Source organism: Gammaproteobacteria bacterium (assembly GCA_029881255.1).
In the GTDB taxonomy this organism is placed as follows: domain Bacteria; phylum Pseudomonadota; class Gammaproteobacteria; order S012-40; family S012-40; genus JAOUMY01.
On sequence record JAOUMY010000009.1, the window covers coordinates 55,360 to 68,578 of the forward strand.

Below are 13,219 nucleotides of genomic sequence, written 5' to 3' on the forward strand. Positions count from 1 at the left end.
CTATTTCAAAATGCATTTCGGTTGATTTACACCAACGCCAGTCGACTACAGAAAATAGAAGGGGTAATCGGGGGTAGAATCAGGTATACTCGCCCCCGCTACAATAATTTGTAAGACGCACATCAGTCTGCGTCACTTTTCTCGGTATCTTCCTTAATCACAGTAAGCCGCCCCGAAAACAATTGAACCGTTCCCTCCTGGACTGTCTCAGGCAAAACGCCTGGGAAGGCGGCAACCAAAACCTCATAAGGCCATACTTTATATGTCATTTCTCTCACTCGGACTAATGCCCGAACTGTTACGTGCTATTCAAGAACAAGGCTATGACCAGCCTACTCCCATACAATCCCAGGCAATTCCAGCCATATTAAAAGGCAACGATATACTCGCTGGCGCTCAGACCGGCACAGGCAAAACCGCAGGTTTTACCCTACCCTTGCTGCATCGTTTGAGTGCTGGCAAGGAAAATACTCAGCATCGCCGCATCCGCGCACTGGTGCTAACACCTACGCGTGAACTGGCTGCACAAGTCGGCGAAAGCGTAAAAACCTACGCGAAATACCTGCCGATTAAATCTCAGGTCATCTTCGGTGGAGTCGGTATACGCCCCCAGATCAACGCATTACGTCGCGGTGTTGACGTACTTGTAGCGACGCCCGGACGTTTATTGGATCATGTTCAGCAACAAACCATCGATCTGTCTGGCGTTGAAATACTCGTTTTAGACGAAGCCGATCGCATGCTGGATATGGGTTTTATTCATGCCATCCAGAAAGTCATGCAACTACTTCCAGCCAAGCGACAAACATTGCTATTTTCAGCAACTTTCTCCGATGGCATCAAAAAACTCGCCACATCGCTGTTGACTGCACCCGTGTTGATAGAAGTGGCCAGTCAAAATACAGCAAATGAGTCTGTTAGCCAGGTGGCTCACCCGGTTGATCGCCAACGTAAACGTGAATTGCTCTCCTATATGATAGGTTCACGCAATCTGCGTCAGGTACTCGTTTTTGCCCGCACCAAGCGTGGCGCTGATCGACTATCAAAACAATTGATACAGGACGGCATCAAAACTGCCGCTATACACGGTGACAAAAGCCAAAATGCTCGCAGTAAGGCGCTAGCCGACTTCAAAGGCGGCACGATACGCGTGTTAGTTGCGACCGATATTGCAGCGCGTGGCATTGATATCGATCAACTGCCTCATGTCATCAATTACGACCTACCTGAAGTGGCAGAAGACTATGTTCATCGTATTGGGCGAACAGGTCGCGCCGGAAACAATGGCGCCGCCCATTCTCTGGTAAGCATTGATGAACACAAACAATTACGAGATATTGAACGTCTGATTAAGCGCAATATCCCGCAACAGTTAATTCCTGGCTTTGAGCCTGACAAAAGCATAAAAGCAGAGCCTTCATCTACTCGGCCACGCAGACCGGCTGCCGCTTCAAAACGAAACACCAGTAGCGCGCCTGCGGCTCATCGCGGCAAGCGACCTCCATTACATGCCGGCAAAGGACAAAGCGGCCGCGGACGTCGTGTAAACAAACAATCCAGTTTAGGGAGCTAAATTACCGTGAACGAAACTGAAAATCCGCCACGTAAGGCAAATGAGTATTACGTCGCGACTGTGGAAAAAGTGGCGGCGCCTGAAGGCATGCCAGGCAGTCTTTGGCATCGTTATGTGATACAGCGCGGTAAACAAATTATCGAGGGCATGCAGCCTGGAGACATGAATGACGTTACCAGCCATGCACAAGCCTTTGCCGAGAGCCTGAACGAACGATTTTCCAGAACAGGTTATGCCTACGGCAAAGCCAAGAAGTAGTCATATAAAAGGGGAAAACGTCCCCGATCGCAGTTGACGTGAACGTTGCGTCGCCTGGTTGTACACCGTTTACGACATAGGAGCATAAATGTCTAAAGAAGATATATTAGAACTCAAAGGTACCGTAATAGAAACCCTGCGCAACGAGCAATACCATATAAAACTCGAAAACGGCCACAAAGTTTTGGCCTATGTTGCCGGTAAAATGCGTCGTTTTCGCATAAGAATTGTCGCCGGTGACACCGTTACCCTGGAAATGTCTCCTTACGATCTCACCAAGGGTCGCATCATTTTCCGCGATAAAACCTGAGCATCGTCTGAATAATTTAGCTGGCAAGCGATAGCACGCTTACTAGCTAACTTACTCAGAAGATATTCAAAGTACCATTCAGCTATTCTCAGCCACTCAAACTATGTACACATTTTCATTCCCACAATGTGTATTTTTACTATCATGTTGTCACATTACGTGTTACTGTGGCTTCACACAGAGATTGGAATTATACGCAAAGCGTCATGTCCAGTTCTGCACTTACATCGCTATCAGTCCGACATTATCGGCCAGATGTAATAAAACCGAGTATTTTTATTGTTATCGACTGGCGCCATGCCTGGACAAACCCTTCTTTTAGGTCACCTCCAATACATAGTTCCCGCCTAACTCTGAATATATTTCGTCTATTTAAATTGTAAAAAGGTAAATTATTAGTGATTAACGGTACTGTAAAGTGGTTCGACGCCGCAAAAGGTTTTGGGTTTATTTCTCCTGAAGATGGTAGCAAAGATGTATTTGTACATCATTCTGCAATCAACAGCGGCGGCGGTTATGCCAGTCTGACCGAGGGACAACGCGTTAGCTTTCGCGTAGAGCAAGGCCCGAAAGGTCCATCCGCAACGAATGTGGAATCTGAGTAAGTAAAACATTCTTATTATCAAGTTACGAACCCCACTGATGTGGGGTTTTAACTTTTAGTGCTATTACAAGCATGCGCACCTTACTCTATTGCTGTGAAGATATAGAGACGGAATTGAGCAATTCTGATTGAGTTTTCCGGTTTTCTTTTAGAATACGTATTCAGTATCAGGCGATCAGGCCGATATCCTCAGCGTACAACGGCGTTAATCTCTTAGTAGACTGCGTCTTCTCAAATGCCACATCCATTACTCAGTAGAGACATCTTGTTGACATGCGGCTAAAAAAGGCTGGCACGATCTCGCTGCCTACTCAAAGCCCTAACCCAGGAGTCAACATGTCCAGAATACCACCCCCTCTACCACCATCTGGCCCATATTCCCAACAAGCGCCTCCAGTCGTTATTTCAAGTTTACTCTCTCCACCCTACAACTCCGAAGCCACACGTCCAACACCAAAAAACATCGATATCTCTTTAAGTAAAACAACATTTGCAGCATATAGTCGCACCGCCATATACGAAATTCAGGAAAACCCGATCGCGACGGCTATCGTCTATTGCGAAGGAAATTTTGGCGATCTCGACGGAAAAACAGCAAATGGACTTGTTCGTCACTCCGAAAAATATAAGATTTTGTCCGTCATCGATAGTGACAAGGCAGGGTTAGATACCGGCATGGTTCTCGATGGAAAACCAAATGCTATTCCAATTTTTGGTAACCTTAAAGACTCTTTGGCACATACCGAGCAAACGCCAGACTATTTTATTTTCGGCATGGCACCCTCAAGCGGCATGTTGTCTCCTAGCGAACGCACACTCGTACTTGAAGCGATGGCACTCGGTATGAACATCGTCAATGGCCTGCACGAGTTCTTGAACGACGATGCCGAATTCGCTGCGGCATGCGCCTCTGGCAATGTACATATACTCGATATTCGAAGACCAAGAGCAAAGAAAGATCTGCGTATGTTTAGCGGACGCATTGCCGAAGTGACCTGTCCTCGTATTGCCGTACTTGGAACCGATGGCGCTATTGGCAAGCGCACTACTGCCACCATTCTTACGCGTGCTCTGAATGACATTGGAATTAAAGCCGTAATGGTGGGGACTGGACAAACAGGATTAATACAGGGATCACGCTACGGTATCGCATTGGACGCTATTCCTTCCCAGTTCTGCTCCGGTGAAATAGAGGCCACTGTGGTTGAGGCTTTCCACGGTGAAAATCCCGATGTCATTATTATAGAGGGACAAGGCGCACTGAGCCATCCTGCCTATCTGAGCTCAAGCTTCATCTTACGAGGCAGCCAGGCAAATGGTGTTGTACTGCAACACGCCCCCGGTAGAACACATCGTTGTGACTTTGAGAACGAGGCCATGCCGACGCCGGCGTCAGAGATTCATCTCATTCAAACTTTCGTCAATACAAAAGTCATAGGGCTCACGATTAATCACGAGTTTATGAGCGAATCAGCGGTCAGTGAAGCCATCACGCGCTTTGAAGATGAGCTCGATATTCCAGCCACTGATGCACTAACACGCTCACCGGATCGCCTGGTCGAGATGGTATGTTCTGCTTTTCCTGAGCTTGAGAAAATACGGGTCGCAAACGCACAGTGAGCGCGCCGAGGCTAGAAATCGATCTCACAAAACTCCAACACAATACCGGTTACCTCGTTGAAAAACTTTCAACCAGTGGAATCTCTGTCACCGGTGTCACCAAAGCCTTTCTTGCTTCGCCTGAAATTGCCAAAACTCTCATTGAGTCTGGCGTTAGCGCCCTGGGAGACTCACGCATCGAGAACATCGAAAAGATGCGACACGCGGGTATTGTCGCTAGCATGACATTGATACGCTCACCCATGATGAGCCAGGTGGCCAGAGTGGTGCGATACGCCGACATTAGCTTTAACACTGAGATCGACATCATCAGAAATCTCTCTAACTGTGCCAGCAAAGCGGGAGTAACACACGGAATCGTACTCATGGTAGAGATGGGAGATTTGCGCGAAGGCATAATGCTGGGCGATATAATTGAAACTGTTTACGATGTCCTCAGTCTACCTAATATCAAACTCTGTGGAATTGGAACGAACCTCGCGTGTCGCAGTGGCGTGTCTCCCGATGAGCGCAATATGGCAGAACTATCAGATTTGGCTGACGCTATAGATGCCAGGTTTGGCATAACACTGGATACCGTGTCGGGTGGCAACTCGGGAAACATCGAATGGGCATTAAGTGGCGTGAATACTGGCAGAATCAATGAACTACGCTTGGGCGAGGCATTGCTACTTGGGCGTGAACCGCTACAACGCCAGGCTATCGATGACTTGCACACCGATGCCTTTACACTGGTAGCAGAAGTGATTGAGTCTAAAATAAAACCGTCACGACCTTGGGGAAAACTGGAGCAAAATGCTTTTGGTGAGCAATCATCTCTCAGTGAAGACGACTTTGATATCGCGCAAACCATCCTCGCCATTGGACTTCAGGATACGGATTTGACTGGACTGCGGGCACCGACAGGAATCGAGATTATCGGTGGCAGCAGCGACCACCTTATTGTTAACTCAGGTAGTCGTTTACCTATTGGTTGTGAAATTCGATTTCAACCCAACTACAGCGCATTGGTACGTGCGATGACCTCTCCATTTGTAGAAAAAGTGGTATACAGTCACGACCTCAATGTCGAACACGGGAAACCGTCGGATTCATGAAAATCACAATTTTAAAACATCAATGAAACTAAAAATGGGGACTCAAAAATTGATTTGTAGGCAATGCGGATTCGAATCCTTTAGCCGGATTGAGCGTCGTTGGTGGATGCGAGTATCACCCTATAGCCGCTTGTATTCTTGCGATACATGTTCAAAACAAGTATTCATAGTATTCACGCCTATAAAGGACGATAGCGTAAAAACTCTCGTCTAGTGACAATAGACTTTTCGCTCATCTGTATAGATAGTTAACGTTCTGTTTAGAGTAAAAATAGCTAAACCGGTTCTCTATTTCTTCTTTCTTCTTGAAACATATGAAACACTGTGTCTACTCATACGTTCGTTGAACGCTTCCGTCATAGACTCAGCATGTTGCATAACATCAAAGCGTGAGCCCTTCTTCAAACCTGTTATTTTCGACTTACCGCGCCTGATAACATAGCTATGCCACACACCACCAGGCATTCCTTCCGGCGCTTCTGCATGCTCTACCGCATCAACGCGATACAATAAGTCATCTGAATAGTCATCTACTTCCGGTATCATAATTAAGTATTTCCTTTATCGTAAATGCCCGCTCTTAAGCGGGACCAACTGCTACTATTGACAGTGTAAACTACAAGCCGCGCGAACCTCGGTTTATGACAGTTCTGGAAAAGTTGATTTCTATTGGTCCGAGATAGGTGCTTCATGGAGAGTCCGTGAAAGGCGACACACGAAAGAAGGGTGTCTAATAGTTGATGAGTGTCCATAATAGTAACAGAATTTATCTCCAGTGAGTGATTTATTTCACCACGCAGTCGCATTCCCGATCTTATGCCATTTTCGGTACAAAATAGATCCTTTCTCTACTGCATAAACAAGCCGTATTAGTATATCGGCAAAACCGTATATTTTCTTTGACAAAAAAAAACCGGCATTGCTGCCGGTCCTGAGAAGTACCTAGTTTACTGTTTATAAAACCTGACGTCCTTTCTATGCTGCCGTTCTTAAAGGCGGAATAAACATGGTGTTGCCCTTCGTCGTAGGTTCCAGCGTGTACACTTGATTTCCTATAATAGTCCGTGTTCTCAAAAACGAACCTGCATCAAGAATGGAATGGATCACGAGAAAAATACCGAGAATGTGAACGAAAGCGGCAATTGAGGTTGACACTGGTGGACTTGCAATTGCCAGGACTGAAAGAGCAATACCGATGCTTGCGGTAGCTATGCTGGTAAACTGTTTTGGCTCCAACCAGGTACCGTTTTCCTTGCGCGTTGCAAGCATACGTTTTCCGACTATGGATAGCATGACAAGAACTATTCCTGTGATATTAATCGTTGCCATCCACAATTTGGATACTGGAGGGAATGCCATCGCCATAACTACAATGCCGAGCCCAAGGACAAGATAAAACCCTCTTTGTTCCATATTCATCATCGAGTTTTTTGGTGACATGAATTTTGAGGCGTTTTGAGTGAGAGTGTTCATATTTTGAATCCTTTGATAAATGAGTGGTAAACGCTACGAGCAACAATCCTTTTGTCTTCGTAATGTTGATCATTATCCGGGAGTATACGGCATGTGTGAAATTGGAAGTTTTGTTACCTACTATTGATAAAAGTAAATGCGTTGAAAAACGACACCTTGCAGCCAGGTTTTCAATGTTAGATGCATCATAACTCCAGGCACTTATTCGCTATTTCCCGCCCTTCTGTTTGAACATAGTCGGTAAACAAATTGACGACACCGGGTAATTTTTTTTCCGCCGGATACGCAAAATACCATTGCCCCTGGATCGGGAATCCGGTGACGTTCAGGTTTTTCAATATATTCAGTTTTATTTCCAAAACTGAGGTAAATAGCGAAAGAATTGAGATACCAAGACCACCAATTACACCTTGTTTTATCGCCTCATTCCCGCCCAGAATCATATGAGGCCTAAGCTTTATATTATGCGTCTTGTAAAACTTCTCTATCTCTTTTAGAGTTGACGACCCAGGTTCCCGAATTAGGAACTTTTCCTCCATCAATCGCTCTAGAGAAATGTTTTTTTCGTTTGCCAGTGGATGATCCATGGACGCAATAACTATCATGGGATTTTCAACAAAAGGTATTATTTCCACATCCATATGTGTTGGCTTTCGTGAAACAATATAAAGGTCGTCTTTATTATGCGACATACGTTCGTCTATTTCCGGACGAGTGACAACCTTCATTTCAAGCTCGATTTCCGGATACTTTTTATTAAACCCACCAAACACCCTAGGCAAGAAAAATTGACTGGTAATAGTCCCGGAAATACTGATTTTTCCCTGTGGCTTATCTACAAACGACGCCATATCATTTTCGACATCTTTCAATTCTCTCAGAATATGTTGACAATGTTGCAGCATCTTCTTTCCAGACTGCGTTAGGTACAGCTTATTACTGACCGACTCGATCAGTACGGTATCAAGAGACGTAGACAGTTGTTTCACCTGAAGTGAGACAGAAGACTGCGTGATAAACAGCTCCTCAGCTGCGCGAGTAAAGCTCAGATGCCTGGCAACAGATTCGAAAATCTGCATTTGCCTTATGGTGGCGCGTAACACAATATTTTCCTTTATATTGAAACTAATGAGCCTATTGTCTTTCAACAGAAATGCTCATAGCTGGTTGATAGAGAGATTATTCCTGGTAGCGTCGTGTGACATATTGATCAAGTATTGAGAAAGCCCTGCTGCACACAGGAAACATAGAAATGAAAGCTATGGAATATAAGGTGATAGACCCTAAAAAGACCTATAAAAACGCGACTCAGTACCGATGGAGTATATACCTGAAACGCCGAAATAGCCATCACTAACAGGCAATCCCCTATATAGTCACGCAACTCAAGTGTTGTACATCTTAAAGTAGTGACACTCCAGGTTTCATGTTCGGAATTGTATAACTAACAAAATTCAATGTTACAATTTCAGTCGATGCCATTTAACCGGACATATCCGTTTTTGCGACTATGTTGAGCAAACAGAAAATCACCGGGCTGATCTCCGGACCTGGACTGTTTTTTCTATTTTTGTTACTCCCTGTACCCGACGGTTTGTCCCAGCAGGGAATGTTGGTCGCGGCCACTGCTATGCTAATGGCAGCATTGTGGATTACCGAGGCTATACCTATTCCCCTCACCGCGCTCATCCCCGTAGCGCTATTTCCTATGAAAGGCGTACTTGATGTACACCAGATTGTCGGCGCCTATACACATCACCTGATATTTCTCTTTCTCGGCGGATTTTTGATCGCTGCTACACTGGAGAAGTGGAATTTACACCTGCGTATTGCGCTGCATACTCTACGCTTTACGGGAACAACACCCGCAAAACTGTTATTTGGCTTTATGCTGGCGACTGCTTTTCTCTCCATGTGGATCAGCAACACGGCAGCGGCTTTGCTCATGGTTACAATTGCAGCCGCTGTTATTCGACAGCTTGAACCGGGAGAAAAAACTCAGTGCGGTTCAAGAAGCCTGGCTACTGTACTTATGCTAGGCATTGCTTATTCGGCGTCTATTGGTGGCATAGCTACGTTGATAGGCACGCCCCCTAATGCCATACTGGCAGCTATCGTCGAACAGCAATATGGTATAAGTATTCACTTTATCGACTGGATGAAGATCGCTCTGCCCCTGTCTCTGTCAATGCTACTCATTACCTGGGCATATCTGCGCATGTCTATCCCATCTTCCAACACGCCAACATATGATTTCGATGTTAGCAAACAAATTGGGCAACTTGGCAGAACAAGCTCAACGGAAAAACGCGTATTGGTCATTTTTCTACTGGTTGTCTGCGGCTGGCTTTTTCAGGGTTTAATCCCGACAAACACCTTACTACGGGTTTCCGATGCGGGTATTGCGATGGTAGGTGCATTACTGCTATTCCTCACCCCGGCAAAAAAAATGTTTGGGCCGCGACTCCTCGATTTGAAAACCGCAAAAAGTATTCCCTGGGACATACTAATTCTTTTTGGGGGCGGCCTCGCACTGGCCGAGGGATTTAGCGAGAGCGGTCTTACGCTATGGGTTGCCGCGCAATTCTCTGTTCTTCGGGGTATCGACATCATTATGCTAATCGGCATGATAGTACTCGTCGTCGTATTTCTCACCGAAGTCACTTCGAACACGGCAACTGCATCTATCTTACTACCCATTATGGGTTCGCTTGCCATTGCGTTACATTTACATCCGTTTATGACGATGGTCGCCGTCGCCCTGTCTGCGTCGTTTGCGTTTATGCTGCCGGTGGCAACTCCACCGAATGCCATTGTCTTTGCCAGCCGCAAAGTGACCATCGCACAGATGGCGCAGGCAGGTTTTGCACTGAATATCATCGGAGCAATATTGATAACACTATATATCGTTTATCTAGTGCCACTGATTACGGACTTGTCATTGCCTGCCGCCTCAGGTGGTTAAGAAGTTTAATGAGGCCTGACCTACTTCGCACTCCAGATTAACGTTTAGTATTTGTGTGCTTTTCAGGCAGAGTATTTTGAATTGAAAATTTAATTTGTCCGCGCAGTCCGCTAAACTCGGCCAGTGCAGAAATATTGGCACTCTTTCTTGTCCCCTCTCCTCTCGCCAGACAAAAAAATAAAAGTTGTAATATTCTTTTTCCTGCTTTATCTTGTGCCTCGTCTTCGGTTCGACCACTACATATAGTGCTCGTGGAAACAGGGAACCCGGTGAGAATCCGGGACTGTCGCGCAGCGGTATTGGGGAACGAACGCTACCAGCAGCAATGCAGGCACTGTGTTTACGCACGGGAAGCCGTAGCCTAGGTGACCATCTGGTCTCGCCCCTAAGTCCGAATACCTGCCGAAACATTGATCTTCAGCGTACATCGTCTGAAGTGTTTCAACAGGCCTCGCGATAGGGTCGGAAGTTGAGGTATTCCTCTTCTGTTTCTAGCGTTGTGGCCATAATCTTTAAAGGCCAGTCAATGAGCACTAACGCGTCATTAGTCGTCGACACTACATCCACACAACTCACTCAATATCAGGTAATACGCCGCAACGGAAAGCTTACTGCTTTCGATGCCAGCAAGATTCAAAATGCGATTACCAAGGCGTTGCTTGCAGTCGAGGGAAACGCCGCGGATGCACACAAAACCCGTGATACCGCAGTAACACTCTGCCAACTCGTGGTTGAAAGTTTGTTTCGACGTCCGCCTATTGGAGACACACTACACATCGAAGATATCCAGGACCAGGTAGAGTTGGCTCTGATGCGTAGCGGACATCACAAAGTGGCCCGCGCCTATGTGCTGTACCGCGAAGAACACGCCCGACAACGTCATGCAGAAGAGCAAACGCCTTCTGATGACAACGATACCCCCAACTACACCGCTTTTGACGGTCAGCGCCTTGCCATTGCAACACTACAGTTAGATCAAATTTTAAACGCGTGTTGCAAAGATCTCGATGGCGTCGATCCCAAACGCATTCTTGATGAAACACGCAAGAACCTGTTCGACGGCATCAAGGAAAAAGATCTTTTTACCCTGTTGATAATGAACGCCCGCTCACACATTGAACAGGAACCCAATTATTCCTATGTGGCAGCGAGATTGCTTTTAGATGATCTCTACCATGAGGTTTTGCGTTCATTCGATAAAGGATTAGTCGCTCGCCTGTCAATTCAATCCGTACACCAACGTTATGCGGAGAATTTTGTTGATTACATACACCACGCCATCAATGAGCAACTACTCGACCCCGAACTGGCGCAGTACGACCTGGAAAAACTCGGTAGCGCATTGCTACCTGAGCGTGATCTTGATTTCAACTATCTCGGCCTGCAAACCCTTTACGATCGCTATTTCATACACAAACAAAACCGCCGCCTGGAATTGCCGCAGGCGTTTTTTATGCGTGTGGCTATGGGGCTGGCGATTAATGAAATCGACCGTGAAACTCGCGCAATCGAATTTTACGAACTGTTGTCGTCGTTTCAGTTCATGTGTTCAACCCCGACACTGTTTAACTCTGGGACGCTCAGACCACAACTGTCCTCCTGTTACCTAACGACGGTGCCGGATGATTTGAGCGGTATATACGATGCACTCAAGAATAACGCCTTATTGTCGAAATTTGCCGGAGGCCTTGGGAATGACTGGACACCGGTGCGTGGTCTAGGCGCACATATCAAGGGCACAAACGGCGAATCACAAGGTGTGGTGCCATTTTTAAAAGTCGCCAACGATACCGCTGTCGCCGTGAATCAGGGTGGCAAACGCAAGGGTGCCGTCTGCGCTTATCTGGAGACCTGGCATATCGATATCGAAGAGTTTCTCGAACTACGCAAGAACACCGGCGACGAACGACGCCGCACTCACGATATGAATAGCGCCAACTGGATACCGGATTTGTTCATGGAACGCGTCGCCGATGATAGTCACTGGACCTTGTTCTCGCCTGACGAAACGCCGGAACTTCATGAGCTAAGTGGCCAGGCATTTAAAGCCTGCTACGAAAACTATGAGGCAAAAGCAGAGAACAATGAGCTGCGCATATACAAACGCGTGTCGGCACTAGGCCTGTGGCGCAAGATGCTGGCGCAGTTGTTTGAAACCGGACATCCGTGGATTACGTTTAAAGACCCGTGCAATATCCGCTATACCAACCAGCATCAGGGCGTGGTGCATAGTTCCAATCTATGTACTGAAATCACGTTGCATACCTCTGAGAAGGAAATTGCGGTGTGTAATCTCGGCTCGATTAATCTCGCCAAACATATCGACAACGGTCGACTCGATGTGGACAGACTGGGCAAAACGGTACGCACGGCGATGCGTATGCTCGATAATGTCATCGAATATAATTATTACGCGGTTAAACTGGCACGCAGCTCCAATCTCCAGCACCGTCCGGTTGGCTTGGGCCTGATGGGTTTTCAGGACGCCTTATATCAACTGGATATCCCGTATGCCTCTGCGGAGGCGATTAAGTTCGCCGATGAGTCGATGGAAACGATTTCATATCTGGCCATTGATGCCTCTTCGGATTTGGCCAGCGAACGCGGTGTTTACGCCAGTTACCAGGGCTCGTTGTGGAGCCAGGGAAAACTCCCGATTGATACACTCGATGACCTACGTCAGCAACGGGGTCGTTTCGTCGAAGTAGATAATACCTCGACCCTGAGCTGGGATGAGTTAAGGGAAAAAATCAAACGCCAGGGAATGCGCAATTCCAATTGCATGGCCATCGCACCGACGGCGACGATATCGAATATCTGCGGCGTATCACAATCTATTGAACCGACTTATCAGAATCTTTTCGTCAAGTCGAATCTTTCCGGTGAGTTTACAGTGATCAATCAACATCTGGTCAGGGATCTCAAGGCCAGAGATCTGTGGGACGATGTGATGGTCAACGATTTGAAATACTTTGACGGATCGGTTAAGAAAATCGAACGTATACCCGAGGCCTTGAAACAAAAATACGCCACAGCATTTGAGATAGATTCGCGTTGGTTAATCGAAGCCGCCAGCCGACGCCAGAAATGGCTCGATCAGGCACAGTCACTCAATCTGTATCTGGCACAACCCGACGGCAAGGCCCTGGACAGTCTTTACAAACTGGCCTGGGTGCGCGGCCTGAAAACGACTTACTATCTCCGCACACTGGGTGCGACACATGTAGAGAAAGTCAGAACACGTGCGCTTAGTGAAACAAGCGCTGCTGTGTGTTCGATAGACAATCCTGATTGCGAAGCCTGCCAGTAAAGGAGAACA

General features: G+C 46.7%; 12 protein-coding genes and 1 riboswitch. Of the genes, 8 read left to right on the plus strand and 4 right to left on the minus strand.

From position 1 onward, the window contains the following. Positions 1-122: 122 nt before the first annotated feature. Positions 123-269, minus strand: coding sequence for a hypothetical protein (locus OEZ43_15655; GenBank protein MDH5547027.1), 147 nt, complete (start codon positions 267-269; stop codon positions 123-125). On the opposite strand from OEZ43_15655, the gene OEZ43_15660 reads away from it, so the two are divergent. The 6 genes from OEZ43_15660 (at position 263) to OEZ43_15685 (ending at position 5,462) form a co-directional block, all read left to right on the plus strand. Continuing rightward, positions 263-1,573: a DEAD/DEAH box helicase gene (locus tag OEZ43_15660; protein ID MDH5547028.1), complete on the plus strand. Its 1,311-nt coding sequence runs from the start codon at positions 263-265 to the stop codon at positions 1,571-1,573. The two genes, OEZ43_15655 and OEZ43_15660, sit on opposite strands and share 7 nt — an antisense overlap. A 6-nt stretch (positions 1,574-1,579) precedes the next feature. Further along, positions 1,580-1,831: a hypothetical protein gene (locus OEZ43_15665; protein MDH5547029.1), complete on the plus strand. Its 252-nt coding sequence runs from the start codon at positions 1,580-1,582 to the stop codon at positions 1,829-1,831. Between the two features lie 88 nt (positions 1,832-1,919). Beyond that, positions 1,920-2,141 (plus strand): translation initiation factor IF-1, encoded by a 222-nt coding sequence (gene infA, locus OEZ43_15670; GenBank protein ID MDH5547030.1) that lies wholly within the window; start codon positions 1,920-1,922, stop codon positions 2,139-2,141. Between the two features lie 398 nt (positions 2,142-2,539). Next, positions 2,540-2,746, plus strand: coding sequence for a cold-shock protein (locus OEZ43_15675; GenBank protein ID MDH5547031.1), 207 nt, complete (start codon positions 2,540-2,542; stop codon positions 2,744-2,746). 335 nt (positions 2,747-3,081) lie between these two features. After that, positions 3,082-4,365 (plus strand): DUF1611 domain-containing protein, encoded by a 1,284-nt coding sequence (locus tag OEZ43_15680; protein ID MDH5547032.1) that lies wholly within the window; start codon positions 3,082-3,084, stop codon positions 4,363-4,365. Further along, positions 4,362-5,462 carry an alanine/ornithine racemase family PLP-dependent enzyme gene (locus OEZ43_15685; protein ID MDH5547033.1) on the plus strand — a complete coding sequence of 367 codons (1,101 nt, stop codon included), beginning with the start codon at positions 4,362-4,364 and terminating at the stop codon, positions 5,460-5,462. Before OEZ43_15680 ends, OEZ43_15685 begins: the two co-directional genes overlap by 4 nt. Positions 5,463-5,750: 288 nt before the next feature. On the opposite strand, the gene OEZ43_15690 is transcribed toward OEZ43_15685, so the two are convergent. The 3 genes from OEZ43_15690 to OEZ43_15700 form a co-directional block, all read right to left on the minus strand. Further along, the gene (locus OEZ43_15690) at positions 5,751-6,008 is read right to left on the minus strand and encodes a hypothetical protein (GenBank protein ID MDH5547034.1); all 258 of its coding nucleotides are present in this window, start codon (positions 6,006-6,008) and stop codon (positions 5,751-5,753) included. A 429-nt stretch (positions 6,009-6,437) separates the two neighbouring features. Continuing rightward, positions 6,438-6,935, minus strand: coding sequence for a hypothetical protein (locus OEZ43_15695; GenBank protein ID MDH5547035.1), 498 nt, complete (start codon positions 6,933-6,935; stop codon positions 6,438-6,440). 185 nt (positions 6,936-7,120) lie between these two features. After that, positions 7,121-8,038 carry a LysR substrate-binding domain-containing protein gene (locus OEZ43_15700; protein ID MDH5547036.1) on the minus strand — a complete coding sequence of 306 codons (918 nt, stop codon included), beginning with the start codon at positions 8,036-8,038 and terminating at the stop codon, positions 7,121-7,123. A gap of 407 nt (positions 8,039-8,445) precedes the next feature. Between OEZ43_15700 and OEZ43_15705 the strand changes: the two genes are divergently transcribed. Then, the gene (locus tag OEZ43_15705; GenBank protein MDH5547037.1) at positions 8,446-9,900 is read left to right on the plus strand and encodes a DASS family sodium-coupled anion symporter; all 1,455 of its coding nucleotides are present in this window, start codon (positions 8,446-8,448) and stop codon (positions 9,898-9,900) included. 208 nt (positions 9,901-10,108) lie between these two features. Then, positions 10,109-10,322, plus strand: a riboswitch (cobalamin riboswitch). Between the two features lie 104 nt (positions 10,323-10,426). Then, positions 10,427-13,210, plus strand: coding sequence for a ribonucleoside-diphosphate reductase subunit alpha (locus tag OEZ43_15710; protein MDH5547038.1), 2,784 nt, complete (start codon positions 10,427-10,429; stop codon positions 13,208-13,210). Positions 13,211-13,219 lie beyond the last annotated feature (9 nt).

What these genes read in the sequence shown, in the direction of transcription:
- OEZ43_15690 (MDH5547034.1), bottom strand. Translation starts at nt 6,008, where the DNA reads ATGATACCGGAAGTAGATGACTATTCAGATGACTTATTGTATCGCGTT.
- OEZ43_15695 (MDH5547035.1), bottom strand. Translation starts at nt 6,935, where the DNA reads ATGAACACTCTCACTCAAAACGCCTCAAAATTCATGTCACCAAAAAAC.
- OEZ43_15660 (MDH5547028.1), top strand. Translation starts at nt 263, where the DNA reads ATGTCATTTCTCTCACTCGGACTAATGCCCGAACTGTTACGTGCTATT.
- OEZ43_15655 (MDH5547027.1), bottom strand. Translation starts at nt 269, where the DNA reads ATGACATATAAAGTATGGCCTTATGAGGTTTTGGTTGCCGCCTTCCCA.
- OEZ43_15705 (MDH5547037.1), top strand. Translation starts at nt 8,446, where the DNA reads ATGTTGAGCAAACAGAAAATCACCGGGCTGATCTCCGGACCTGGACTG.
- infA (MDH5547030.1), top strand. Translation starts at nt 1,920, where the DNA reads ATGTCTAAAGAAGATATATTAGAACTCAAAGGTACCGTAATAGAAACC.
- OEZ43_15680 (MDH5547032.1), top strand. Translation starts at nt 3,082, where the DNA reads ATGTCCAGAATACCACCCCCTCTACCACCATCTGGCCCATATTCCCAA.
- OEZ43_15710 (MDH5547038.1), top strand. Translation starts at nt 10,427, where the DNA reads ATGAGCACTAACGCGTCATTAGTCGTCGACACTACATCCACACAACTC.